This is a genomic window from Mesorhizobium sp. AR02 (genome assembly GCF_024746835.1).
In the GTDB taxonomy this organism is placed as follows: Bacteria; Pseudomonadota; Alphaproteobacteria; order Rhizobiales; family Rhizobiaceae; genus Mesorhizobium.
The window spans coordinates 902,271-928,045 of record NZ_CP080530.1; the positions used below are offsets into that span (position 1 = coordinate 902,271).

Annotated in this window: 18 protein-coding genes and 9 pseudogenes; 14 read left to right on the forward strand and 13 right to left on the reverse strand. The window is 60.7% G+C overall.

Translation table 11 applies throughout. The annotated features are described in order from the left end of the window. Positions 1-34: 34 nt before the first annotated feature. Both DBIPINDM_RS04245 and DBIPINDM_RS04250 read left to right on the forward strand, forming a co-directional pair. On the forward strand, positions 35-1,432 hold the full coding sequence (locus DBIPINDM_RS04245; RefSeq protein WP_258580860.1) for an ATP-binding protein: 1,398 nt from the start codon (positions 35-37) through the stop codon (positions 1,430-1,432). Positions 1,433-1,629: 197 nt separating this feature from the next. After that, positions 1,630-2,094 (forward strand): YbaK/EbsC family protein, encoded by a 465-nt coding sequence (locus tag DBIPINDM_RS04250; RefSeq protein WP_258580861.1) that lies wholly within the window; start codon positions 1,630-1,632, stop codon positions 2,092-2,094. On the opposite strand, the gene DBIPINDM_RS04255 is transcribed toward DBIPINDM_RS04250, so the two are convergent. The 3 genes and pseudogenes from DBIPINDM_RS04255 to DBIPINDM_RS04270 all read right to left on the reverse strand — a co-directional run bounded on the left by DBIPINDM_RS04255 (position 2,091) and on the right by DBIPINDM_RS04270 (position 3,949). Further along, positions 2,091-2,447: a hypothetical protein gene (locus DBIPINDM_RS04255; protein WP_258580862.1), complete on the reverse strand. Its 357-nt coding sequence runs from the start codon at positions 2,445-2,447 to the stop codon at positions 2,091-2,093. The two genes, DBIPINDM_RS04250 and DBIPINDM_RS04255, sit on opposite strands and share 4 nt — an antisense overlap. Before the next feature lie 182 nt (positions 2,448-2,629). Continuing rightward, positions 2,630-2,767: pseudogene (locus tag DBIPINDM_RS43580) on the reverse strand (IS3 family transposase); the annotation flags it as partial. Between the two features lie 128 nt (positions 2,768-2,895). Further along, positions 2,896-3,949, reverse strand: a pseudogene (locus tag DBIPINDM_RS04270) (cytochrome-c peroxidase). A 583-nt stretch (positions 3,950-4,532) separates the two neighbouring features. Here DBIPINDM_RS04270 and DBIPINDM_RS04280 point away from each other — a divergent pair. After that, positions 4,533-5,003 carry a MucR family transcriptional regulator gene (locus DBIPINDM_RS04280; protein ID WP_183455479.1) on the forward strand — a complete coding sequence of 157 codons (471 nt, stop codon included), beginning with the start codon at positions 4,533-4,535 and terminating at the stop codon, positions 5,001-5,003. Between the two features lie 251 nt (positions 5,004-5,254). Here DBIPINDM_RS04280 and DBIPINDM_RS04285 read toward each other — a convergent pair whose 3' ends face one another. Further along, the gene (locus DBIPINDM_RS04285; protein ID WP_120019369.1) at positions 5,255-5,467 is read right to left on the reverse strand and encodes a cold-shock protein; all 213 of its coding nucleotides are present in this window, start codon (positions 5,465-5,467) and stop codon (positions 5,255-5,257) included. A 205-nt stretch (positions 5,468-5,672) separates the two neighbouring features. Between DBIPINDM_RS04285 and DBIPINDM_RS04290 the strand changes: the two genes are divergently transcribed. The 9 genes and pseudogenes from DBIPINDM_RS04290 to DBIPINDM_RS04330 all read left to right on the forward strand — a co-directional run. After that, entirely contained in the window at positions 5,673-5,921 is a 249-nt protein-coding gene (locus DBIPINDM_RS04290; RefSeq protein ID WP_183455186.1) for a hypothetical protein, read from the forward strand. A 371-nt stretch (positions 5,922-6,292) separates the two neighbouring features. Next, positions 6,293-7,636 (forward strand): IS1380 family transposase, encoded by a 1,344-nt coding sequence (locus tag DBIPINDM_RS04295; RefSeq protein WP_258580818.1) that lies wholly within the window; start codon positions 6,293-6,295, stop codon positions 7,634-7,636. Between the two features lie 530 nt (positions 7,637-8,166). After that, positions 8,167-8,635: pseudogene (locus tag DBIPINDM_RS04300) on the forward strand (biotin carboxylase N-terminal domain-containing protein). After that, positions 8,632-8,754: a hypothetical protein gene (locus DBIPINDM_RS04305; RefSeq protein ID WP_258580866.1), complete on the forward strand. Its 123-nt coding sequence runs from the start codon at positions 8,632-8,634 to the stop codon at positions 8,752-8,754. Before DBIPINDM_RS04300 ends, DBIPINDM_RS04305 begins: the two are co-directional and overlap by 4 nt. Then, positions 8,703-9,281, forward strand: a pseudogene (locus tag DBIPINDM_RS04310) (class I adenylate-forming enzyme family protein); the annotation flags it as partial. The gene DBIPINDM_RS04305 and the pseudogene DBIPINDM_RS04310, both read left to right, overlap by 52 nt. A 1,331-nt stretch (positions 9,282-10,612) precedes the next feature. Next, on the forward strand, positions 10,613-11,911 hold the full coding sequence (locus DBIPINDM_RS04315; protein ID WP_258580867.1) for a M16 family metallopeptidase: 1,299 nt from the start codon (positions 10,613-10,615) through the stop codon (positions 11,909-11,911). Positions 11,912-11,918: 7 nt separating this feature from the next. Continuing rightward, complete coding sequence (locus DBIPINDM_RS04320; protein WP_258581219.1) at positions 11,919-13,313, forward strand: M16 family metallopeptidase; 1,395 nt, start codon at positions 11,919-11,921, stop codon at positions 13,311-13,313. A gap of 475 nt (positions 13,314-13,788) precedes the next feature. Next, a complete protein-coding gene (locus DBIPINDM_RS04325) occupies positions 13,789-15,246 on the forward strand; it encodes an NAD-dependent succinate-semialdehyde dehydrogenase (RefSeq protein ID WP_258581220.1) in 1,458 nt (485 codons plus the stop codon). A gap of 377 nt (positions 15,247-15,623) precedes the next feature. After that, positions 15,624-15,839, forward strand: a pseudogene (locus tag DBIPINDM_RS04330) (transposase); the annotation flags it as partial. Between the two features lie 20 nt (positions 15,840-15,859). Here DBIPINDM_RS04330 and DBIPINDM_RS04335 read toward each other — a convergent pair. From DBIPINDM_RS04335 to ectB, 8 genes and pseudogenes are all read right to left on the reverse strand, one after another. Beyond that, positions 15,860-16,284, reverse strand: a pseudogene (locus DBIPINDM_RS04335) (HipA domain-containing protein); the annotation flags it as partial. Between the two features lie 189 nt (positions 16,285-16,473). Continuing rightward, the gene (locus DBIPINDM_RS04340) at positions 16,474-16,944 is read right to left on the reverse strand and encodes a hypothetical protein (protein WP_258580868.1); all 471 of its coding nucleotides are present in this window, start codon (positions 16,942-16,944) and stop codon (positions 16,474-16,476) included. Then, positions 16,931-17,608, reverse strand: a pseudogene (locus tag DBIPINDM_RS04345) (IS110 family transposase); the annotation flags it as partial. The gene DBIPINDM_RS04340 and the pseudogene DBIPINDM_RS04345, both read right to left, overlap by 14 nt. 118 nt (positions 17,609-17,726) lie before the next feature. Continuing rightward, a complete protein-coding gene (locus DBIPINDM_RS04350) occupies positions 17,727-18,071 on the reverse strand; it encodes a hypothetical protein (protein WP_258580869.1) in 345 nt (114 codons plus the stop codon). Next, positions 18,071-18,620 (reverse strand): annotated as a pseudogene (locus DBIPINDM_RS04355) (hypothetical protein). Before DBIPINDM_RS04355 ends, DBIPINDM_RS04350 begins: the two are co-directional and overlap by 1 nt. Positions 18,621-18,670: 50 nt before the next feature. Then, positions 18,671-20,146 carry an aspartate kinase gene (locus tag DBIPINDM_RS04360; RefSeq protein ID WP_258580870.1) on the reverse strand — a complete coding sequence of 492 codons (1,476 nt, stop codon included), beginning with the start codon at positions 20,144-20,146 and terminating at the stop codon, positions 18,671-18,673. Positions 20,147-20,509: 363 nt separating this feature from the next. Next, a complete protein-coding gene (locus DBIPINDM_RS04370; protein ID WP_258580871.1) occupies positions 20,510-20,854 on the reverse strand; it encodes an ectoine synthase in 345 nt (114 codons plus the stop codon). Between the two features lie 10 nt (positions 20,855-20,864). Further along, positions 20,865-22,172, reverse strand: a complete 1,308-nt coding sequence (gene ectB, locus DBIPINDM_RS04375) for a diaminobutyrate--2-oxoglutarate transaminase (RefSeq protein ID WP_258580872.1) — start codon at positions 22,170-22,172, stop codon at positions 20,865-20,867. A gap of 457 nt (positions 22,173-22,629) precedes the next feature. Here ectB and DBIPINDM_RS04380 point away from each other — a divergent pair, with 457 nt between their 5' ends. Continuing rightward, entirely contained in the window at positions 22,630-23,121 is a 492-nt protein-coding gene (locus DBIPINDM_RS04380) for an Lrp/AsnC family transcriptional regulator (RefSeq protein WP_258580873.1), read from the forward strand. A gap of 136 nt (positions 23,122-23,257) precedes the next feature. Further along, a pseudogene (locus DBIPINDM_RS04385) lies at positions 23,258-24,752 on the forward strand (NAD-dependent succinate-semialdehyde dehydrogenase). 331 nt (positions 24,753-25,083) lie between these two features. Here the strand turns inward: DBIPINDM_RS04385 and DBIPINDM_RS43585 are convergent. Further along, the gene (locus tag DBIPINDM_RS43585; RefSeq protein ID WP_416361684.1) at positions 25,084-25,674 is read right to left on the reverse strand and encodes a hypothetical protein; all 591 of its coding nucleotides are present in this window, start codon (positions 25,672-25,674) and stop codon (positions 25,084-25,086) included. Between the last annotated feature and the right edge of the window lie 101 nt (positions 25,675-25,775).

Here is a 25,775-nt window from a genome sequence, read left to right on the forward strand (position 1 = left end):
TGTAACCTTGATTACCGTAATCAGGATTACGCTAATGTTCGTAGGTCGCGCCCAAGAGCTCTCCCGCCTCCGCAAGGAATTCTCCCTCGCTAGGCCCTCTTTGCTCGTGGTATATGGACGGCGCCGGATCGGGAAGTCCGCGCTGCTTAAGGAAGCTGCCAAGGACCGTCCCCACGTTCTCTATCAAGCGACGCGTGTCACCCCCACTCTGAATCTGGAGGGCTTCAAGGCGGAAATCGCCCGCTCGCTCGGCGCCGATCCCCTGTTGGACGGCCTCGGCGATTGGCTGAGCGTGCTGACATACCTCGCGCGTAAGGCCGAGGGAACGCTTGGGCTGATCGTCGTCCTGGACGAATTCCCCTACCTTGTCGAGGGCGACCAGGCGCTACCATCGATCATCCAAAAATTCTGGGACGCGGTCGTCGCCGCCGAGGGCAAGCTGAACTTGGTGCTCTGCGGGTCGATGATTGCCCAGATGGAGGATCTGCTGGCCGAGAGGAACCCACTCTACGGGCGCCAAACCCTACCCCTGGAAGTCAAGGCGCTGCCGCTGCGGGACGCGGCCGGGTTCTTCCCGGATTACCCTGCTGCGGATCGTATTTTTGCCTATGCCATCTTCGGTGGTATCCCCTTTTACCTAAGGCTCTGCGATCCGAGCGCAAGTCTCGAGGAGAACGTCACCAATTTGCTGCTCGCCGATACTGGGGCGCTGGTAGACGAGCCGAACGTCCTGCTCCAATCGGAACTTCGGGAGACCCAACGCTACGCCAGCATCCTGGCGGCGATCGCGGACGGCTGCACCAAACTCGGGGAAATCGGCGGCCGTCTCCGGGACATCAAGGATTCCGTTTCGCTGAGCCCCTACATGAAGCGGCTCGAGCGCATGCGGCTGGTTCGGACCGTACATTCCCTCGACGCCAACCCCAAGTCACGGGACACGCGTTACTTCGTGGATGATCCGCTTGTTGCCTTCTGGCATCGGTTCGTTCGGCCGAACATGTCAAGTGTAATGCAGGGCTTCGGTCCCGAGATTTGGCGGCACCAAGTGGTGCCGCGGCTGAACGAGTATATGGGCGGCGCGTTCGAGGAAATCTGCCGAGGGCACGCCCGCCGCCATGCGCAGGAGGCTCTTCCGTCTCCGGCCCAGGAGATCGGTCAAATCTGGGGTGCCGAATATGACATTGACGTAGCCGGACGCTTGCTGGACGGATCGATGCTATACGGCGAGTGCAAGTGGCGCCGCGGAATGATCGGGGCGGATGTCCTCGCGACACTGATCGAGCGCGCCGGAAGAACCGACTATGGTCGTGGCGTGGAAGATCGCCACTTCGTCCTATACGCGCGCACCGGTTTCAAGGCAGGTGTCCAAGAGCGTGCCAAGGAGGACGGGCGGATTGTGTTGCTGACGCCCGACACCATGCTCGCCCTCTGAAATCCTCAGTCAAATCGGGCGACGGTCGATGCGGTCCTCCGCCCAGTCACCCTCGCGGTTCAGTCCGACGCGTCCGGCTTTCTCGAGGGTACTGAGGATCGGAGACAGGCGCTTGCGATGATGGTGACGGCGCGGATCGTCCCCGGACACCCGTGCCTCGTTGCGAACTCCTGCGAGCATTCGGCGGTCGACATCGGATGCTTGGCGGTCCGCAGAATGTCGAGAGTCATCTGGCGCTTGTTTGTCTCGCCGATGACCTTGTCGAGTTCCATGACGCTTTCGGCCATGGGCAGCCGGCCGCGGCGCTACTGAGACTGAAGGCCCAGTCGTTCCCAGAGCTTGGCGCGCGCATCGACAACCGCAAATCGCGTGATGGGTTCGGGGGCAAGCCACGCATGCTGGACGCCGAGCAGGTGGTGGAAATCACCGGCCACCCGGTTGGCGACGTTTGCCCTTCCGGCCTCGCCTCGCCACTGCCGGTCTATTGCGATGTGTCGCTACGCGCCCACGATCACGTGTGCCGGCGGCCGGCGAAACCAAGGCCAGCGGTAAGAATCGGCGTCAAATGGTGCGACACTGCCAAGGTGCCGGAGCTGCGACGGATACAAGAATCGACTGACAGCGATGAGCAGCAGCGCCAAAGCCCAGTGACAGGCCGTTAAGCGCCGGGCAGCGTGCCCTTCGCCGACATCTCGAAGACATCGAGCAGGATGGCCAGCCCGACCCCGCACGCGGTCAGGATGAGGCCGGCCATGAAGATGCGGTTGGCGCGTTCGTAGATGGGTCGGCGCAGCGAACTCATGTCGAGCAGCTTGGACAGCGCCCGCATCTGCAACGCGATGCCGACCAGTATCGGCACAACGGCGAATAGGTCGTAGAGCCGCCATGGCACGGGGTTTGCCGCCCAATGCGTGACGAAGCCGAGCGAAAAGGCAAGCAGGATGCCCACGACAGTGATTGTGCCATTGCGGAAAATCGTGTCGATCAGCTCTTCCTTCGGATCATGCTCGTCCAAGCGTCCCTCCCCTCCCTCAGCAGTAAGAGGGCTTTGCACAGTGTGAGACTAAGCTCTCGGGAAAGCCTGTACATCGCCGCCAGTTAGTCAAGAGGGCTTCTGGCAAAGCGAACAGGTGGCTGTGCAGTGAAGTAGCGGAACTGGGCGGTGAAACGCCGTTGACTTTGGCACAGACTGAGACCGGCGATCGGGGCCTTGTGCCCTATCGCCCCATATGGGCGCTCCTCGTTGTAGTATCTGCGCCAATCCTCCAACTTTTCGAACCCCTTTGGCCTGACTCGCGCAAGATACCTAACATGATGCCATCGCAACGAGCTGGCGACGGAAGCATTGTCTGCACTTTGGGATCATGCAGGCTTTGCCTTCTCAAAGAGGTCGCGATCCGTCTCCTCCCAGTAGTGGTCGCATTCATTCTTGATTGCGACTTTCCGTAGCCAGCCCCTGCCATTTATTTCCCTAGGATCTGCGATGCAGGTCGAGGCGTTGTCGCCGTTTCGGCGGGTAAGATAGGCAAGACGACCTCGGGTACCTTTCCGGTCAGCGAGTTAAGGAAGGCAACGAGCAGGTCGACTTCTTCGGCCTTCAATTCTTCGCCGAGCTGGGTGGTGCCCATAACGGCCACGGCCTGTTTCAGATCCCAAACCTTGCCCGAATGAAAATAGGGCGCGGTGAGTGCCACGTTGCGCAGCGGCGCCACGCGGAAAACAAACGAATCGTCGGCTGAATTGGTGACGGCAAAGCGGCCCTTGTCGTTTTCCGGCCGTACCTCGGCGCTGGGCTTTTCAATAAGGCCGAATGCGTAATAGGCCTCCCCGCCAACGTTGATGCCGGCATGGCAGGACGAGCAGCCTTTGTCCATGAAAAGCGCCAGCCCCTGTTTCTGTTCGGAAGTCATGGCGGCGTCATCGCCATTGAGGATAGAATCGAAGGGCGCCGGCGTGACCAGTGTCGCCTCAAAGGCTTCAACTGCCTTGGCTAAGTTGTCGAAGGTGACGCGATCGGCCTCACCGGGGAAAGCTGCATTGAACCAATCGACATATTGCGGCATCGACTTGAGCGTCGCGATGACTTGACCCGGAGTGTTGGCCATTTCGACACCGGCTTGGACCGGTCCCTTGGCCTGAGCCTTCAGGTCTTCGGCGCGACCATCCCAGAACTGCGCGATGTTAAAGACAGCGTTCAGTACCGTCGGCGTTGCGCGGTCCCTTCTGCCAACCATGGCCGATCGAGGTTTCAAGATTGTCGTCGCCCCCGGTGGCCAAGTTGTGGCACGAATTGCACGACAAAACGCCTGACGCCGAGACGCGCGGATCGAAGAACAGTGCCTTACCGAGGGCGATCTTTTCCGGTGTGATCGGGTTGTTGGCGACTGCCGGCGTGGTGGATGGCAAAGCCTTGAAAGTGGCCAGTGCCGTTTCTCTGAGGTCGGCGGCGATCGGTTCGGCAGCAAAAGCGGTGGCTGCCGGCAAGGCGACAGCCATCGCAGTGAATAGCATTTTCATAAATGATCTCCGAGCGTTGTGCACGGACGCCATTGTGGGATATGCGGTTCGTAAACGCCCTGCGCTAGATCAACGGCGGGAGAGGATCAGGCCTGACGGCCAGACTTCGATCGGGCCTGCGATCGAATGGCGGAAGCCGCCACCAGGCTGTGTCGACCGTGGATTCCAACACGTGGCCGGCGCCATCGCAATTTGCTCGCGCTGACGGCCTGGTTGGTTCCTTGGGGCGTGGCGACGATCACCACAACAATGCCTAGGCGGAAAGCATCATTGAAGACCATGAAGGTCGAAGCCGTGTATTCGATGACGTACGAAACCTTCAGCGGCGCGGAACACCTTCGGCCTTTTTCATTTTGCAAAATTCAAACGGACGGGATCGAGCTTCAAAGCAAACTCCGACCCAGTTACGGGACAGCCAACACCGAGCGGATCAACGTGCATGACGGTGGGATGCGGCGCTATAGACCTCGATGCTGGGATGAGCATCGCAATAATCCTGTCGAGACAATTGTTGCGTTCAGCGGCAACCCCCACTATGAAGCGACGCTTCGCCGACTATGTTTCAAGCCGCCCGGAGATTTTCATGACAGAAGAAGCCGACAAAAACATCGACACCCTCATCGAGCTCACAGCCGATGTGGTCTCAGCCTATGTCTCCAACAATCCGGTTCCGGTAGGGGACCTCCCTGCTCTGATCGGCCAAGTGCATGCGGCTCTGAAAGGCACGGCCGGAAGCGTCTCCGCAGAAGAGCCGGCGGTCCTTAAGCCTGCAGTCCCGATCAAGAAGTCGGTGACACCGGACTACATGATCTCCCTTGAGGACGGGAAGAAATTCAAATCGCTAAAGCGCCATCTGTCGACCCACTACGGGCTGACGCCGGACGAATATCGCGCCAAATGGGGCCTGCCGGCGGATTATCCCATGGTCGCGCCGAATTACGCCGCGGCGCGCTCGGCATTGGCCAAGACGATGGGGCTCGGCCGCAAACCGAAGGAGCCGGAAACGCCGGCGCCGGCGCCGGCGAAGCGGACCCGCAAGAAGGTCACGGCTTAATTTCGGCAACCGAGATTCGTTTTGGACTGTGCTGCTGCCATTGGCATGATCTGCGGGGAATATGAAAAGGCGGGGGGAGCAACCCCGCCTTGTCTCTCCAGACAGCCTGGTTTCAGGAATTCGCGACGGTTTGCAGCACTCTGCTGACCGATTCTCCGGTCAAGCCATGTTCTCGCCCACTCTTGTCGGGCGGGGCAGCCCATCCGGGACGTGCCGCGTGCTTCCGGCTCTTGCGGGACGCAGCCGAAAAATCAGCCAGCTTTGCTGAGGCTGCCAGCGGATGACTTGCCAGTGCGGCGGTCCTGTTCGATCTCATAGTTGATCTTCTGGCCGTCTGTGAGGGTTGAGAGGCCCGCGCGCTCGACAGCGGAAATGTGGACGAAAACATCCTGACCGCCATTGTCGGGCTGGATAAATCCAAATCCCTTGCTGCTGTTAAACCACTTCACTGTTCCGGTCGCCATATGCGTATTCCTTTGTACAATTGCAACGTGGGCAGGCCTTTAGGCCAGTCCGATACATAGCCGAGACTTTAGGCAAAGCAAAAACGAAAAATTGCGGGGCCCGGCTCGATCTGCTGATGGTGGCTCGCGCCACTGGGTCAACGGCTGGGTGGTTAACGTCGCCACCTTGGTGCATAACCCTGGCGAGGCTTGAAGGAGTTCGGAATTGGATTGTTTCAAAAGGATCGAGGCGTTAATCGATGCGGCCAGCGCGGATGCGATCGATAGGGCGCGCGTTTTGCTGGATCAGTTGGACGATAAGTCGCAAACAATCGCCCAAGCGATCGACGACTTCCTGCTTGATCTGATGACCCTGGTGTTTGTTATAGAAAGCACCCAAGAGATGTTCCATTATCCGGCACGGCGGTTGGCACATCTGAAATTGACCAGGGTCAGGCTGTTGTTGGCATCATAGCCTTGAGCTTAGAGCCGGTCGCCGGTTAGAAGGCATCGATCTGTTCGTCGGCTCACCAGCGCGCAAAAACTGCCTGCATGGCGTGTGCAAAATTCCGTCGCCCCCTCAGCCAGCGGCGGCTGCAACTGCTCACCTTTCCAGCATCGCCGCCCCGATCGGAAAAGGAAACGTTCAATGTCACACGGACATCAGTGAATAGCGAACTCGGCATGGCGCCCACGCAAAAGGCCCCTCTTTGTCGCCCACTTAACCCGTCTTATGCACGACGATGGGCTTTTGAGGCTGGCGGATGTAGCTTAAGCGGTTGATTTGGCGTAGGATTCGGTTGCTTAGGCCAACCCTTCCACCTCATCTCGGGAGCCACACCCGCCATGACCGAGAATACGTTGCTGCCGCTGTCTTTTCCAGCCGTCGGACGCAAGAAGATCACAGCTGCGTTTGACGGCGGCCGCATCACCTCGGATGGCGGCGTCATGCTTCTGGCCGCAGCCGAGCGTCGCCTGCAACTGGCCGACAGGCTGGCCGCGGTGATCCACGATCGGCGCGATCCAGAGCGGGTGACGCACGCCATGGCCGACATTCTGCGCGCCCGCATCTTTGCGATCGCGTGCGGCTACGAGGACGCCAATGATCTCGACCGACTGCGTACCGACCCGGCCTTCAAGCTCGCCTGCGGGCGGCTGCCCGACAGCGGGATTGATCTGTGCTCGCAGCCGACCTGCTCGCGGCTGGAGAACCTGCCTGACCTGCGCACCGTCATCCGGCTCAGCTGGGTGCTGGTCGATCTCTGGCTGTCGAGCTATGCCGCGCCGCCCGCAAGCGTCACGCTCGACATCGATGATACGCTGGATGTCGTTCACGGCCATCAGCAGCTCTCGCTCTTCAACGCCCACTACGACGAGCGTTGCTTCCTGCCGATCCACATCTACGACGCCGCGACAGGACGCCCGGTCGCCATGATCCTGCGTCCTGGCAAGACCCCGGCGGGCAAGGAGATCCGCGGCCATCTGCGCCGTCTCGTGCGCCGCATCCGCGCCCGCTGGCCGACCACCCGCATCCTGATCCGTGGCGACAGCCATTACGGCCGGGCGCAAGTCATGGCCTGGTGCGAGAACAATGCGATCGACTACCTCTTCGGCCTACCCGGCAACAAGGTTCTGCAGCGGCTCGTCGACGAGAGCGCCGACGACATCCGCACCCGCCGCGCGCTCGAGCGCAAGCCTGTGCTGCGCGGCTATGCCGAGACCCGCTACAAGGCGAAGTCCTGGAAGGCCGAACGCCGCACCTGCGCTCGCATCGAGGCAACCACCCTCGGCCTCGACATCCGCTTCGTCGTCACCAATCTCGACAAAGGCTCCGCCGAGCACATCTACGACGTGATCTACTGCGCCCGCGGCCAGGCCGAAAACCTGATCAAGATGCACAAGAGCCAGCTCGCATCCGACCGAACCTCCTGCCGCTCACCGATTGCCAACCAGGTCCGTCTTGTCCTGCACACCGCCGCATACTGGTTGATGCTCACCCTGCGCGAGGCGGTGCCAACGACCCATCATCTGCGCAACGCCGAGTTCGCTACGCTGCGGCTCAGGCTGCTCAAGCTCGGCGCCCGCGTCATCGAAACCGTCTCGCGCATCCGCCTGGCCTTCGCCGCCGCCTGTCCCGAGGCAAGTCTGTTCCGGGCGATCGCCAGCAATCTGCTACCAACAGGACCATGACCGCCGGGGCAGCAGGCCCCGCCGAAACCACACAGCTTCCACCCTCCAGCGCGTTCACAAGTCCAGACACAGCCGCGGTGAAAAAGACGCCGAGCCGCCACCTGTCCGCCGCTCAGCGGCAAACAAACCCAGATCCGTCATGAATAGGACGGGTTAACCACCCAGCACCGAAGAACCCGATCGGCGGAAATTGTTACGGTTTCTGCTTGTCCCGACGACTGAACGGAGAAGAGAAAAATTCTGATCCAAACTGCCCAAACTGCAAAGTGTGTTTTCGCACTTTCGCAGATGGCGAAGCATCAGATGTTCTGCCTTCCAATCGGGGCTGCGCCCGATCCTGGCTGCGCCAGGCTGTAATGAGCGAAGTCCATTTCCGTTGCCGAAAATGGCTATGCAAACACCGTGCGATTTCGGCTCTCGAATGGCAGCATCTATCTCGACGATTGACCCAACGCCTTGAGGTAGGCCGCCACCTAAACTGCGAACAACGACAATACTAACCCCAGCCCTGTTCTTGGAAAAACAGGATAATGCAAAAATTACCCTTTGATACAGTTCTGATCGCCAATAGAGGCGAGATCGCCGTACGAATCATCAAGACGCTGCGCGAGCTGGAGCTGCGCTCTGCAATTGTCTACCACGATTTCGATGCGGGGACGCCAGCCGTCTCAATGGCCGACGTGGCGGTTCCCATAAGCGGTCGCACACCGGTCGCGGCCTATCTCGATAATCATCGCTGCCGCCCACGATTTGAACGCTGGGGCGATTCACCCGGGCTATGGATTTTTGTCGGAGAATGCGGAATTTGCTCGCAAGGTGTTGGAGGCCGGCATCGTGTTCATTGGGCCTACTCCAGAGAATATCGAATTGATGGGCGACAAGATCCAGGCCCGCAAGTTCGTTCAGCGGAATGGCTTTCCCGTCGCGCCTTCGGCGATCGAAGAGGATGATCCAGCAACGTTCATTTCGCGCGCACGGTCCATTGGAACGCCTTGGTGAAACCATCCGCCGGCGGCGGTGGCAAGGGCATGCGGATCGCGCGACATCGATGCATTGGAACACGCCATTGTGCAGGCACGCAGGCGCAGCGGTATTTCGGAGATGCTGCGAAGCCATGATTATCGATGGCACTGGCAAGGAGTTGCCGCCAGGCGTGACAGGCGAAGTAGCGGTGCCGGTCCCCAACGTCTTCTATGAATATTGGCGCGATCAACAAGCGACCCGAGAGGCGCAGCGTGAGGGAGGGTATCGCAGTGGCGATCTCGGTCACCGCGATGCCGACGGTTATTTTTGGGTCCGTGATCGCAAAAGAACCTGATCATTTCCGGCGGAGAAAACATCTATCCGGCGGAAGTCGAGCGTGTGCTTAACGACCGATGTCGCAGAATGCGCTGTCGTCGGCCGGCCGGATCCGCGCTGGGACGAAGTACCAGTCGCCTACGTGATCAGGCGGGGGGCTCGGATCGAAGCAGAAGCACTGGCTGCCTATGTGCAGTCCCAAGTCGCCCGTTTCAAAGTCCCGCGCGAGTTTATTTTCACCAAAGAATTGCCGCGAACGGCGTTGGGCAAAATCCAGCACTCTATTCTGAAAGAGCGCGATGCCTGCAAAGAGGCAGCAATTGAAGAACAGGGCCTTGCGCGATGACTGGGTTCTTTTACGGCCACAGGTGAACTTGCGATTCAAGATGAATGCGGCGGTGACGGTGCCATACGAACTCGGCCTCGGCGAAAGGTTCGGAGGCTATCGCTTGTGATTTCTTTCGCGATTTAGATTTTGGACGTGAAGCGTAATATTGAGCGCGCTGCTCATGCCGCCTCACCAATCGCCGTCCGGCCGTCGATCGCCCTTTACGAAATCTCCCAGCTTCGGCTGCCGGCGGGATCAGCAAAGGGCGTCGCTCAAGGCCGCTTCGTCCTCGCATCCGCCGATATATGATCAATTAAAGGCAATGTCTCAGCGTCCTGAGGATGGCGAATTGCGGTTCCTTGGTCCGCTCCGGACATTGAAGAAGGCATGCCGATAAGAAACACGCCGAGAGCGTCTCCCGGCGCTGCCTTATTTGTTGGTTTTTCAAAACGGCCAGGCGCTGTCTGTCGGCTTGGGGGCGCGGCCCAGCGTCTAGCAGCCCCGCGATTTTGTCGGGAGGTGTACACACATTGCCTCGCGATCCCGGATAGCTTTGGGCAACTCTGACAACTGATATCAAGCACGCTGCCGAGGCCAGAGCCGGCGATGCCACGCTCTAGCCAGGTGCCATTGAGCGGCCTCCTTGACGTCGGCCTGCCAAGCTCCCGGTCGCCTCTCCGCCACTGCGAATAGCCTGGCGGCCAGCTCTTTCCTACCGGCCACGCTCCTGACTCCGCTGCTCGTTCAGCGTCGCCCCTGGCCTGCCTGTCGAGGACAGCGTTCTGCGTCGACCACCATCGTCTCCATTCCAACCCTCTCAGTGCCGCGGCCAGTTCGAGAAGCTTCCTATCCCCTGCCGCGGCAGCACGCTCAATCGTCTTCCACCCGAGCAAGATATCGTCTCAAGCCGCAAGCGCTTCGCGTTCGGCGCCGTCCGATGTCCGACAATGTCGGATACGCAACAGAGCAGAGCCCGATTTATCACATTGCCGAAACGGTTTTCTCATTTGGCACGGCACGTGCGCGGTCATCCGCAAACGCGTCACGGACCAAGGAGAAGCCGTCCCATGATCACCTCACCAAAAAATAACGCCCCACGACTCCCGGACGCATCCAAAGATGAGGCTCGAGCAAGGCCTGGCAACATGCAGACGGCTCGGGTGGATCGGCGCTGCCTATCGGTCCACTTTCTCCCACACGGGGAGACGGGGACGCAGCGCCTTCAAAATAAGGAAATCGCTTTGCCACGAACCTTGCCGATCGTCCGGCCACCACAACCGGAGCCATCCACCAAACTTCCGTCTCGGTGGCTGCGCAGGGCATTCATTGAGACCGCCTTGGTTTTCGCGATGACCGCTCCGGTTCTGGCCGCCACCGACGACGGCAAGGTGACGGATTTCTTGCTCGACAACGGCATGGAGGTGGTCGTCATCCCCGATCACCGCGCGCCGATCGTCACCCATATGGTGTGGTACAAGGTCGGCAGCGCCGACGAGCCGTCGGGCAAATCCGGCATCGCGCATTTCTTCGAGCATTTGATGTTCAAGGCCACGGCCAATCACGTCGCCGGCGAGCTGAACCGCGCGGTGGCCGAGATCGGCGGCTCGCACAATGCCTTCACCTCTTACGACTATACCGCCTTCTACCAGAGAGTGGCGCCCTCGGCGTTGGAGCAGATGATGAGCTTCGAGGCCGACCGTATGCGCAACCTCAGCCTCACCGACGACGATATCAAGACCGAGCGCGACGTGATCATGGAGGAGCGCCGTCTGCGCGTCGACAACAATCCGCAGGCGGTTCTAGAAGAGGAGGTCAACGCGACGTTGTGGCAGAATCAGCCTTACCGCATCCCGATCGTCGGCTGGATGCAAGAGATGGAGCAGCTGAACCGCACCGACGCCGTCGCCTTCTACAACAAATATTATAACCCCAACAATGCCGTGCTGGTGGTGGCGGGCGATGTCGAGCCGGGGACGGTGAAGGCGCTGGCCGAGAAGACCTATGGCAAGCTCCCGCGTGGACCCGAGCTGCTGCCGCGAGTCCGGCCGGTCGAGCCGGAGCAGAACACTAAGCGCACGGTGACGCGCACCGACGCGCGCGTGTCGGTGCCGAACTTTTCGACGCATTGGGTGGTGCCGTCCTATCGCACCGCTGAGCATAGCGAGGCCGAGGCGCTCGACCTGCTTGCCGAGATCCTCGGCGGCGGCAGCCGCAGCCGGCTCTACCAGCAGTTGGTGGTGAAACAGGGAATAGCCACCGAGGCCAGCGCCTGGTTTCAGGGCACCATGCTCGACGCCACCAATTTCACCGTCTACGGGGCGCCGCGCGGCGACGCCAAGCTCGCCGACATCGAGGCTGCGGTCGATGCCGAGATCGCCCGCATCGCCAAGGACGGTGTGACCAATGACGAACTGGACAAGGCCAAGAACCGCCGTGTCCGCTCGGTGATCTTCGCCCGCGACAAGCAGGACTCCATCGCCAGCATGTATGGCTCCACGCTTGCCACCGGCGGCACCGTAAACGACGTCGAGGAATGGCAGGACCGCATCCGCGAGGTCACCGCCGATCAGGTCAAGACGGTTGCCGCCCGCTATCTCGTGTCCGACCATTCGACCACCGGCTATCTCTTGCCCAAGACGGAGAAATGAAGTGATGATGAACCAACACCGTGCCGCCTTTGCACAAGCCCTGCCTTTTCCGCTTTCAGCGGCACAAGGCAGCGTCGCGCGCCTTGCCACCCCGCTGGCCATCCTTTTCATCGCCATTTTCTTCCTCATCCTGCCGGCGCTCAGGGCCCATGCGGCGATGAATATCCAGGAGGTGAAATCTGAAAAGGGCATCACCGCCTGGCTGGTGGAGGACCATACGCTGCCGATCATCACCATCCGCTTCGCTTTCCACGGCGGCTCTACCCAGGACCCGGCCGGCAAGGAGGGGCTGGCGAACCTGATGGCCGGCCTGTTCGACGAGGGCGCCGGCGGTCTCGACAGCAATGCCTTCCAGGTGAAGCTTGACGACGCCGGCGCCGAGATGAGCTTCGACGCGGGGCGTGACGGCATCCACGGCTCGATGCGCATGCTTTCGGAACAACAGGACGCCGCTTTCGATCTGCTCAGGCTCGCGGTCAACAGGCCGCGCTTCGACCAGGAGTCGGTCGACCGCATCCGCGCCCAGATGCTCTCCGGCATCATCGCCAATGAGCGCGACCCCGAGGCGATCGCTCAGCGCAAATGGCTGCGCGCGATCTATGGCACCCATCCCTATTCCCGGCCGGACGAAGGGAACAAAGTGAGCCTCGCCGGCATCACGCCGGCCGATCTCGGCGCCTTCCACAAGGCCACTTTCGCTCGCGACGGGCTCCATGTTGCCGTGGTCGGTGACATTGACGCAAAGAGGCTGAGTGAAAAGCTCGACCAGCTGTTCGGCGATTTGCACGACAAGCAGACGCTCTCCCCCGTTGCCGATGTCGCCGCCAAACTCGGACAGCAGGTGGAGGTGAACTACGAGCTTCCCCAGACCTCGCTGCGATTGGCTTTTCCTGGCGTCGGACGCAGTGAGCCGGGTTTCTTCGCCGCGCTGCTGATGAACGATATCCTCGGCGGCTCGCCCTTCACGTCGCGCCTGTGGGAGGAGGTGCGCGAAAAGCGCGGCCTTGCCTATGGCGTCGGCTCTTATCTGGCCGGCTACGAGCATTCTCATGAACTGCTGGTTACGACGGCGACGCGCTCGGACCGTGCCGCCGAGACGCTGAGCATCGTGCATCAGGTGGTGAAGGATATGGCGGAGAAGGGCCCGACGGAGGCCGAGCTCGAGGCGAGCAAGAAGCATCTGATCGGCGCCTATGCCATCAACTATCTGGATTCCTCCAGCTCGATTGCAGCCACGCTCGTCGGATTGCAGCTCGACAAGCTTGGCATCGACTACATCCAGCGCCGCGCCGCCCTCATCGATCAAGTGACACTCGACCAGGTCAAGGCTGCGGCGAAGAAGCTGCTTACGGCCGAGCCCGCCATTATGGTCGTTGGCCCGCCGCTGGGGGGCAAAGGATGAATACAGGAGCCCGTTTCGACTTCCTTTTCCTCTTGTGAGGTCTTCTCATGGGGAGTGTAGTCCGGTTCGGTGGGCTAGTGGGGTTTTTCAAAAGTCCCGCCGAGCGGTTGGGGGGCCCTTGCAAGCATCTGCCGGTTCAGGCGGCCGACTTGGCTGATTGTGGCACGCTCCTCCTCACGCCAGCTTCTCTTCGGGTAGGTAGAAGACCCGATCATGGTCCGCAGATTGAAAGGCGCAGGCCCCCTGCATGCACTGCGTGCGGATGGCGAAGCCGACTTCCGATTTTTTCGCCGAACGAGAACCGCGAGCATCGATTAGAGAATTCAAAGTATCCTCCCTTTCCAGTTTGGGGACGGTGGTCTACCAGCTGCCTGGCTGAGGCCCTAAGGAACCCGGACGTCGCGGAATACATCGCACCCTGCTACATATACCCGCTGCGTCGAGGAGGAATCCGGTATTGCCCCTGTGCCTGCCGATGATCCGTCACCTGAAATCCCCCGAGCTCTTTGGACCCATTGATCGCCTGCCGGCACTTGGCACGCGGATTAGCAAGCGAACATTCGAGGTCCTCAACCCGTCGACCGGCGAAGTGCTGGCAGAGCTTCCCGACATGGGTGTCGAGGAAACATGCGCTGCGATCGACAAGGCGTATGTCGCCCAGCCTGGATGGGCAGGATTGACCGCACGTGAGCGCAGCGACGTTCTGTGGCGTTGGCATCAGTTGATCATCGACCACGCCGACGATCTCGCCGCTATACTCACAGCGGAGATGGGCAAGCCGCTTGCCGAAGCCAAATCGGAGGTGTCGCATGCTGCGGCGTACCTGCAATGGTACGCCGAGGAGGCCAATCGCATATATGGCGAGACGATCTCCGCACCATCGCCGGACCGCCGCATGCTGGTGATCAAGCAACCGATCGGCGTCGTGGGAACGATAACACCATGGAATTTCCCAGCCTCGATGGTCGCGCGCAAGATCTCGCCAGCCTTAGCTGCGGGCTGCACCATCGTGCTCAAGCCCGCTGAGCAGACGCCGCTCGTGGCTGGCGCAATGTTCGCCCTCGCCCACCAGGCCGGCTTTCCCGAAGGCGTCGTCAACCTGATCTATGCGTCCGAAGGTGATGCGGTTGGCCGTGAACTCTGCGCCAATCCCAAGGTCCGCAAGATCAGCTTCACCGGCTCGACCGAGGTTGGCCGGCTGCTGATGCGCCAGTGCTCGGACCAGATCAAGAAGGTCAGCCTCGAGCTCGGCGGCAATGCACCTTTCATCGTCTTCGACGACGCCGATATCGACGCTGCGGTCGACGGTGCGATCCAGGCGAAGTTCCGCAATGCCGGCCAGACTTGCGTGTCGGCGAACCGCCTTTACGTCCAATCGAGCGTTCACGACGAGTTCGTTGAGAAATTCGTGGAGAAAGTCCGCCGCTTATCGGTTGGTGACGGCTTCGCTGCCGGAGTGGACATCGGGCCGCTGATCGACAAGCATGCTCTGGCCAAGATCGAGTCGCACATCGCCGATGCCGTCGCCAAAGGCGGCACAATTCGATGCGGGGGCAATCGCATCGGCAAGGATGGCACGTTTTTCGAACCAACGGTCCTCACCGAGATTTCCAGCGTGATGGCGGTTGCGCAGGAAGAGACTTTCGGGCCGCTGGCGCCGATCATTCGCTTCGACGATGCGGATCAGGTCGTGCGTGAGGCCAACGACACGATCTACGGCCTCGCCGCCTACTTCTATGCCTCAAACCTGAAGCGTGTCTGGCGTGTGGCCGAGGCCCTGGAATATGGCATGGTCGGTATCAACACGGGACGCATGTCCTCGGAAGCGGCACCCTTCGGCGGGATCAAGCAGTCCGGCATCGGGCGGGAGGGTTCCCGCCATGGCCTCGAAGACTACCTCGAAATGAAATACCTTTGCATGGGCGGAATCTGAAGCATCTGCTTGCGCGGTTCGCAGATCCGGGAATTGCACGAGCGATCTCCGAAGACGGAAATCGAAAGATCGCTGCTCGATGGGTGCCGGCGTGCGGCTCTGCAACCCGTGGAGACGCAATTCTGAAGTACTGGCTGGATTGTTCTCTCGACGTGACAAGCGCCTCGTTGTCGGCGAAGAGGGCGCATGTGGCGCTTGCGATCGACCAGGCGTCCTCACCGGTCGCGTCCCCAGACGTGGTGTAGCTCGGCGGTAGCGAAGCCGCTCGCGAGCGCGCCCTCAACAGCGCCGTAGCGAGCGAGCGGCTTTGCGGCGGTCATCGATGTTCCCCGGTAAGGTCGGGTTGCTGACACCAACCTGATTCGAAGGAACCACCGATGACCGACGACATGATGAACCTGCGCACGCTCGTGGAGAAGACCCCCGACGCCGATATCTTGCGCGAGATGATCGGCTTTGCCGCCGAGCGGCTGATGGAGCTGGAGGTGGGCGCCGCCACCGGCGCCGGCTATGGCGAGAAGAACCCGCTGCGGACGGCTCAGCGCAACGGCTATCGCGATCGCGATTGGGAGACGCGGGCCGGCACCGCCGAAACTGTGAAGGAATGTCCTTGTCACAGCGCCCGCGCCCGCTTGAGGTCGTCGTGCTCGAAGGCGCTGGCCATGCGGTTTATCTCGGCCGAGCGGGCGCCGACTGCCTTGGCGGCGTCCCGCCATGTCGCGGTCACGGCCGCGACTCCTTTGATAATCGCCCGGGCTTGCGCCAGCGTGAGCGCAAAAACTCCGACGCAGCCTCCAAAAGATCGAGCGAACAGGTGCCCTCGTCGAGATCAATGTTGGTGGTGAGCACCCGCGCCTTAAGATCGGTCGGGATGGGATTGAGGTCGTATGCCGGTGAGAGCGACCATCCCGCCTTTCCCAGCCAAAGGAAGCCGTGATTGCGCAGGTGATCGTCGACATTGGAGATCAGCACGTTGAAAACGACACGCCGATAGAGGGCATGGGCGCCCGTCTTTCCCTGTGCGCCGTGTTGCGCAAGGGGTGGTGTCACATTGCCGCGTGGGAAGCCGTGAGTGCACGGCCTGCCTGAAAAGCGCGGTGTCGGCCTCACGCGGCCACATTTCAAACAACGTGACAACGCCCTCATGATTGTTGGCAAGCTGGTCGACGGTCGATTGGCGGATGTAGATGTAGGCGCCGCGCGCCAGGTGGTCAGACGTGATCTTCATCACCGGCCTCCGTCGCTGCGGCTGCGCCCCGTGCTTCCGACAGCAGCGCGCTCACCAGTGGCAATAGCTTCGTCCGCTCGGCCGGTGCTATCGGTGCCGGCGGGGTCTTGGGCACAAAGAGATCGAGTTGGCGGTGACAGGATTGACGATGCTTCGTGCTTGTCTCCTCCTTCGCAACGGGAATCGTCGCGAAGCAAGGTTAGACAGGCATCGAGCTCAAGACGAAGTTCGCGCAGATACGTCAGCGACAGACGGGGACTCTCCGTCACCATCATCACCTCCGCACGATCCTCCGTCATCCAGATCGGCAACTGCACCAGGGTGCCGTCAAGCTGGCGGATGATCAGAACGACCTCGTCACCATTGCGATTGCGCCCGGCAACAATAACCGCTTCCCCGTAACGGGGATGAAATCGATATCGGATAATCGCCTCACCCGACTGATAGCGGGCATTATGAAGTTGTTGCACCCACACCTGGAACGCTCATCAGCCGCCGACGGACCTCTTCCTGGCGAACGAGACCGAGAACCTGCTTCGTCAGCCGGGCGAACTCTCCCAGCATTGTAGCGAGGATCGTCAGCAGTGGCTCGACCAGAGGCATGACAACCGGATCTGTGCCGGCCAACTCGCGCACACGACTGGCGAAGGCGGTTCGCGACGGCGTGCCCAGCTTGATGCCGGCCTCCCGCAGGATCGCCCGGACCACGTTCTCGATGGTGCGCATTTCGTTCAGCACCGTGCGGCGGGCGACGAGGAGGGATCGCCAGACACGGCACTGCCGGCTCTTGACGTGCACCTGCTGATACCAGCCGGTGCGCATGATCTGCGCCAGCGCGCGGGCGTCATTCCGATCCGTCTTGTTTGGCATCGTCTTCATCGCCGCATTGGCCTGCCGGGTCTCGATGCAAATGGCCGGCAGGCCATCGGCGCACATCCCGTCGTGAAGCCAGGCCGTCAGCGAACACGCTTCGAGACCGATGCGCTCCAGCGGCAGATCGACTTTCCGCAACGCTTCGATCAACGCCTGCGGCTCGCTCGCCGCACGCGCCTCCTTCACGATCCGCCCGGCCTCGTCGACCACGCAAATCGCGGTCTCTTCCAAAGACACGTCAAGTCCGGCAAAATACTTCATGGCTGCTCCTCCTGATGTTTGTGGCGATCTACATCGACCACGTTCTCACATCTCGACAGGAGCAGCCGCCCTCAATCTGGCTCGGGCGAGACCCCAATCACCCCATCTGTTGAAGAAGTCAGGCTCTTTCGCTAACGAAGCCTGAATCGTCGGCGTTGTGGATGTAGAAGTGGCCGACGAGGCGGCCTGCAGTGCCAAAGGCAACCCAGCCGCGGCCACAGGCTGGGTCGTTCTCATCCTGCCCCTCCCACGAGAATTCCGCGCAGGCTGAGCCATCGCGGGTGCCATATCGGACATCGAGGAAGCCCTTGAGTGCGCCGAAGGCGATCTCGCCATCCGCCGAGCCTTTGAATGTCAGATGCGCCTCCTCGACGAGATCGAGGAAGTCGTTATCCCAAACATCTATCTCGACGATGCGCCAGCGGCCGGCAAAGGCCTTGGCGAAGCTGGGAACCTTGGCCATCAGCCGGTCTCCGCCATGAGCTTTGGCAGTCGCACCAGATTGTAGGCTGCGGCTGCGAAGGTGAAGGCCCATCCGACACGATCGGGGCCGCGGAATCTGGTCTTGTGCTGGCCGGCCACGACCTTGATCCAACCGAATGCCTCTTCGATGCGCTTCCTGATGCGCTGGCTGACGGCATAGCCGCCATGCCGCGTCGTAGGCCTTGTCGGCGCCGAGCGTGATCGCCTGTGGCCGCTCCGCTCGAGGTTCAATCATGTGCAGTGCGGCCACCCGCTCAGCATGTCCGTCTGCCAGTGTCAGGCAGGCGTCGACCAGCAGGCCGTGGCGGTTCGAGTAGAACGCCTGTAGCAGCATCGCTCGCAGCAGCTTTTCCGGCGGGATCGAAGGCCGCCCCATCGGCGAATACAGCGCCGCCAAGTCCCGCTCTAACGCCGCCAGCGCCTCGTTCACAATCGCCCGAATGCGGCGCAACGGATGATCGCGCCGCACCCGAGCCTCGAGATCAACATAACTGAACAGTTCGCCAGACCGTTCGTCTCCGCCGCGCATGCCTCGTTCTCCGAATCTCTCCGGAGACACTGAATCACGCTAACAGCCTGTTAGCGCTCCACGCTGGAAGAAGGCTGCGCTGCAAGAGGCAGCCATGAATGTTCGATCAGAGCGCGGTGAAGCGCCCTAACAGCGTCGTCAAAGCGGGATTCATCAACTATGAAGATTATATCTACGCCGCGCATGAGCTGGTGGATGCCTAGGACCTCTATGCAAGCATCCGCTAGCGCTTGTACAGCAATGGCTGCTAGGTTCTGGAGATTTAGGTCGCTTCCGATGGCCGAGACAATGCTCACCTTCTTTGTAACAATATCAGCCGTCGGAAAGCTTTCCTCTAGAGCCTGGACAACGGGCGGGATTACGTCGGGTCCCGCGGCTAGATAATGCGTGATGGTATTTGCGTTTGATGCCTTAGTGACGACGCGGACGTTATAGCCTTTCAACTTCTTGAGTATGTCCGCATCATAGTCGTTCCCACCCACCATATCCTGCTCGAAAAACTCTAGGGCATACACCCCTCTAAGGCCAGTGATAATCTCTGCCTGCGGTGTGTCAGAGACGTAGTCGCGCGTAATGACGGTTCCTTCGTCCCCAGGTTCGAAGGTATTCTTGAAACGAAGAGGTATATTCGCATGGCGCAGCTCCTTGGCTGCAGCCGGATGTATCGCCTCCACTTCGAGGTTAGCGAGCTGATCGGCGACATCATAGTTGGTGTGGCCGATGGTGCGGACCCGTGCAATGCCGACAATCTTGGGGTCGGCTGTCGAAAGATGGTACTCCTTGTGGATTATTGCCTCCTTGGCGCCTGTGCGTACGGCGATCCGGGCGAATGTAAACTCGGTGTAGCCACGGCCATAGAGCTGCACCAGGCCAGCTGGGCATAGGCTGTAGCCCGTGATGATCGGCAGCTGCTTGCCGAGGTCGATCGCGGATAGCGCCGTCTCGATTCGCTCGTCAAGGCTTATTTCAGTTTCGTCACGCCAGCCCGTCATGTCCACGAAGATCGCCTCCACGCCAAGTTTCCTGAGGAGCAGTGCCGTGTTGTGGGAACTGTGGGCTTCGCCCTGCGCGGCGAGAACCTCGCGCACGGTATTCAAGTGCTCTTCGAGCCTGAAGGGGCCATTTGAGCAAAGCCGCTGCAGATCCAACAGGCAGCCGCGCACTCCTTCGATGCGGTCGCGAACAAAATCATCGGCGACGCGCCTTTCCGGCGAGCAGCCGAAGATCTCCGCATTGATCCTCCTCATCTCCCGATGGGCCTCTGCGAGAGCTTCAACCCAAGCCGATCTTGATCTGTCGCCCGCAAAGCGCGCATAGGCGCCGGGCGTGCCGGTTTTCTTGTGCTCGAGGAGCAGATCGGTCATTCCACTATAAGCGGATACGACGAATATACGGTTGTAGAGTGCGCTACCCTTGCGTTCTCCGATTAGGACGTTCTTGAGTACGGCAGTGGTGTTGGAGATCGACGTGCCTCCGATCTTCTCGACAGTGTGGGCGCTAGGCTCGCGGTTAGGCAGGAGATTCACCTCAAAATCCTTTTCGGCGAGGTAGGTTGGTCAGTTGACAACCCGCGGCACCAGCGCGCCGTCCATACGTCTTGCATGCGCGCTGACGTCCATACGTTCTTCTCCTTCTGACGTAGCTCGCAGCGCTGCCATGCCGTGTGAAGGTTCTCCGAAACGCCAGCCATGGGAGGTAGATCGAATCCACGCGTCGTCGTACTTTCCTGGTCTGCGGATGTGCTAGCGCAGGGGAAGCCACGGCCTCAGGCATGACGAGCGACCGCGGTGAGGCGAAGGAGCCAAATACGCTCGATGTCGACGCTCATTAACCTTCTCTGTGGCGACATCAGATCGCCTCAGGCAGAGTCGAGAGGATATGCGCCGGTCTCACCATGCACCTCGCTGCCCGCCAAGGGAGGTACAAAGACGTAGGCCAACACCAATTCGATCTCGGCCCAGCAGGTAGGCGTCATGCTTATCGAACGCGTAAATGATGTTCGGTCGCACGACATGGACCTCATCCGCCTGCGGATCCTCGATAGAACCCGTTCCTGAGATGCAGTAGATCGCCCCAAGGTGGTTCCGAAAGTGCATCTTGAGCCGGGGCGTCCGGATAGATCCTAGTGATATGCCCATCCCATCGTTCTTGAGGAGCATCCGCCCGCTTTCCCAACTCGTCGTCTGGACCCGCCGGGCTGTCAGTTTCTCCTCATTAAAATCCCTGACGATCATGATTCACCTCTTACGCTGCCGTGTTCACGGTGCTGCCAATCACGCTTTCGATAGCGTCCTCGAGGATGTCGAGGCCTTGGCTAAGCTGATCCTCGCCAATGACAAGAGGTGGCAGACACTTCACGACCTCGTCTTTGGGACCAGCGGTCTCGACAATGAGGCCCTTTTGGAAGGCGGTGCTGATGACTTGACCGGCAACCTCGCCAGACTTCAGATCGATGCCCCGCATCATGCCACGACCCTTGACTGACGCGCGGCTTGGGTCGTATTTCTGCGCGATCTGCTCAAGGCGGCTTTTCAGCAGATTGCCTTTCTCCGCGACGGACGCAGCAAAGCTGTCTGTCCGCCAGAAGTGCTCAAGGGCTGCCCGGGCGGTCACAAAAGCATGGCAATTGCCGCGGAACGTGCCGTTGTGTTCTCCCGGCTCCCACTTGTCGAGTTGTCGATCAATTAGGACGAGGGCCATAGGCAGGCCATAGCCCGATATCGATTTCGCCAGAGTGACGATGTCCGGGCGGAGACCGGCCGCCTCAAAGCTGAAGAACGCATCGGTCCGGCCAACACCGGCCTGAATGTCGTCTACGATCAGCAGAGCTCCGTGTTTGCGCGCAATGGCCGCCACCCTGCGCAGCCACTCCGTGCCGGCGACATTCAGGCCGCCTTCGCCCTGAACTGTCTCGACAATCACCGCCGCCGGGGCGTCCACGCCGCTGGAGGGATCCGAGAGCAGGCGATCAAGGTAATCGGCGGTGTCTACAGCGGATCCAAGATAGCCGTCATAGGGCAGTCGCGTGACGCCGCCGAGCAGCTGCCCGGCGGCTGCGCGGTGATATCGGTTGCCGGTGCAGGAGAGAGCGCCAAGGCTCGCGCCGTGAAAGCCATTAGTGAAGGCTATGATGTTGGGCCGACCAGTGATCTTGCGCGCCAGCTTGAGGGCAGCCTCGACCGCGTTGGCGCCGGTTGGACCGGGAAACTGTACGACGTAGTCTAGTTGTCGCGGTCTAAGAATCGTCTCATCGAATTCCCGCAGAAAAGACTCCTTGGCTTCGTTATACAGATCGAGGCCATGGGTGATGCCGTCACGCGCAATATAGTCTACGAGTGCGGACTTCAGCTCGGGGGGATTGTGCCCATAGTTTAAACTTGAGCAGCCCATGAGGAAATCGAGATAGGCTGTCCCATCTCGCGCAAACAGCTGGGCCCCTTGTGCCCTCGCGAAAACGACGGGAAAGCTGCGGGCGTAGCTGCGCACTTCGGACTCAAGATGGTTGAAGACCGCAAATTCCTCCTCGCGATCCGGTTTACTTTGGTCAGTCATCGTTGCCTCCCTATTTGGGTATTGGCTTGGCAGGTCGGCGGGTATGCCTGCAAATGGGGTCGTGGTCGAACCAGGGAGCTTGCCGAATTGGCGCACCCAAGTCCTGAGCCACAGCTGCGAAGAACAACTTGGACGAACACCGGTGCCGCCCGGCGTCGCGTTTCACGAAGAGGCTCAAAAGTCATGCCAATTGCGCCGAAGGAGCCTTAGAAATATTTTACTGAGTTTTGTTCAATGATTTGACCCGGAGTGCAGGAGGCAACCAGGGCGAAACAATGTGTCGCGGATCCAACAAACACGACAGTAGGTGTCGGTTGCCCGGCGTTTTCTCAGGAATTGGCGAAGGGGTTTAACAACGCGCGACTGGGAGCGGATCACATTGCGATCGGCGCTGACGACGGAGCATGCTACAGGCCGGAAATTGAACTGATATAAGTGCGTCAAATGGATACTTAGCATGGCGTTCCTAAGACTCGATCCGATCGATCTCAAAATCCTCGACGCCATCCAGCGCGACGGGCGCATCACCAAGCTGGCGCTGGCCGACAAGGTCGGCCTGTCGCCGACCCCGTGCTGGATGCGGCTGCGCAAGCTGGAAAAGGCCGGCATCGTTTCGGGCTATCACGCCAGCGTCGCCATGCGTTTGATCGCGCCGGTCGCCACCGTGCTGATGGAGGTGACGCTGGCGAACCACCGCCAGGCCGATTTCGACCGCTTTGAACGCGTCATCCGCGCCGTCCCCGAGATCGTCGCCTGCTGGTCGGTGGGTGGCGGCGTCGACTATGTTCTGAAGGTAATGGCGCGCGACATCGACGCCTATCAGCGGCTGGTCGACGCCTTGCTCGAGCGTGAGATCGGCATCGACCGTTACTTCACCTACATCGTCACCAAGACGGTGAAGGAAGAGACCGTCTTGCCGGTGGCTAACCTGCTGCCGGCGCGATCGTAACGGGGCACGCAGAGATATCCTCTTCCCGGGGTGCACAATAGAGAGACTCTCTCTAGGGGCAGGCATCCAAACAGCCTCTCTGTCTGCCCATGGCGAATAGTCTTCCCGTATCAGTCCGACCCGGGAGGCCTCGACCATGTCCGCGCACTTTGCCCGCACGATCCGCCATGACGCGCTCGATCGCGTCGCCGACCGCCGGCTGCTGCGCGAACTCGCCTATGTCGACGGCCACTGGACGGCGAGCGAGGCCGCCGAAAGCTTCGAAGTCACCGATCCGGCCAGCGGCGCCACCATTGCCTTCGTTGCCGCGCTTGATGCGCAGCAAACGACAGAAGCGATCGATGCCGCTTCGCGCGCCTTTCCCGCCTGGCGGGCTCTGCTACCGCAGGAGCGCGCAAGGATCCTGCGAAAATGGTTCGAGCTTATCATCGCCGCCAAGGACGACCTGGCGCTGCTAATGACGCTCGAACAGGGCAAGCCACTCAAGGAGTCACTGGGCGAGATCGACTATGCCGCCTCCTTCGTCGAATGGTATGCGGAAGAAGCCAAGCGGCTCAACGCCGAGAGTGTCACAAGCCATCTGCTCGGGGCCGAGATGATGGTGCGGCGCGAGCCGATCGGTGTCGTCGGCGTCGTCACGCCTTGGAACTTTCCGTCAGCGATGTTGACACGCAAGGCGGCGGCAGCACTCGCCGCAGGCTGCACCATCGTCGCGCATCCGTCCTCGGAAACGCCACTGTCGGCACTGGCGCTGGCCGAACTTGGCGAACGTGCCGGTCTGCCGGCTGGTGTCTTCAACGTCATCACCGGCAAGGCTTCGACGATCGTTGGGCGCAATGTGCGAGGACGCCCGCGTTCGCGCCATGAGCTTCACCGGCTCGACCGAGGTCGGCCGGTTGATCGCGGCGCAAAGTGCGCCGACGATGAAGCGGCTGGTGATGGAACTCGGCGGCCACGCTCCGCTGATCGTCTTCGACGATGCCGATATCGACAGAGCTGTGAGCATCGCTATCGACGCCAAATTCGCCACGTCAGGCCAGGACTGCCTTGCCGCCAACCGCATCTACGTGCAGCGGCCGATCTATGACCGGTTCTGCGCCGCCTTCGCCCGCCGCGTCGAGACGCTGCGGATCGGCAATGGGCTCGCCGACGAAACCGACATCGGACCGCTGATGCACGAGCGGGCCGTCAAAAAGGTCGAGGAGCAGGTTGCCGACGCGCTCGCCCGCGGCGCGCGCTGCCTTGTCGGCGGCAAGCTTCACGCGGCGGGATCGCTGTTTTACCAGTCGACGCTGCTTGTGGACGTGCCCGACGAGGCGCAGATCATGCGCGAGGAGACCTTCGGTCCCGTCGCCGCCGTGACGCCGTTTGACGACGAGGCAGAGGTTGTCGCTCGCGCCAATGCCACCGAATATGGCTTGGTCGCCTATGTCGTGACCGAGAACGGCGCGCGCCAGCAGCGCATGGGCCGCGCCCTCGACTACGGCATGGTCGCCATCAACCGCGTAAAGATCACCGGCGCGCCGATCCCGTTCGGTGGCGTCAAGCAGTCAGGCATCGGCCGCGAGGGGTCGCGCCACGGATTAGAGGCCTTCACCGATCTCAAATATCTCTGCCTTAATGTAGCCTAGGTGTTCGGTCCGGCATGTGATGGATTGGGTTTAGCCTGAAACCTTTGCGGCTGCTCAGTCCAGATTTTGCAGATGTGCTCGAAGGGGGTTAGGCCACTGAATGTGCAGAAGTCTGTCTACCTCATGGCGAGAAAAGCCAAGCCCCCGACCAAGCGAGGTAAGCGGCGCTCGAGGGTCTCTTGCGCCAATGATGTTTGAATCGGGACTGTCATTGTTGAGGGTAGCCGCGTCCACAACGCCATAGCCCCCATGGACGAATAGGCCTAGCCAAAAAAACATTGAAACACACGATTTGCAAGCCATTGAGGGGTACTCTGTACGCCCTGTGAATCTACTTCCCGGTTCCGTCCGCATCCGCCGGGTCGTGACGACGCGGCTCGATCGTCTGATAAATGCGGCGGGGCGGGACACCGAGCCCGGCAACCTTTCCTGCCTCACCTGCCGGTGTCCCGTACTCGTAAGGCTGGAATGGCGAGCCACCGGTAAGGTATACGGGCGCCCGTGGATCGCCGCTTCCCTCCGCTTCATCACTTTGTGATATGTTTCGGGCGTCGGCGTCATCTACCGTTTGATGGATGATCCGTTGCAACTTTCGGCCTAACACTCCGACTGAACACATATCCCACAGGGCATAGGCTCCTTTGTCGCGGCCTCGAAGGTGACGAGCATTCACAACCAGTTGGCGCCCGAGCTCGGCGGCGCGGATGCGAATGCTGCGCCAGGCCTCCAACATCGGTAGGACGATAGGAGCAAGCTCGTTCTGGTCGGGAAGAAGGCTCCGGACATTCTTTTCGAATGTAGTTCCCTTACCTGCGGGAACAAGCAAGCCGAACGTTTTCATGATCCCTCGGCTCTGGTTGGAATGCTCGACGGTGGTCCGGACCAGCCGGGTGCGTGCTGCCACGAGCGTGCGGGTCATCATGCGTTTGGCTCACACCTCTCGGTGGGAGGGGCTTTGCCGTCATTCAACAATGTCGTCGGCTTTCTCGCCGGTGGCGATGCGCATGACGCGGACGGCGTTGA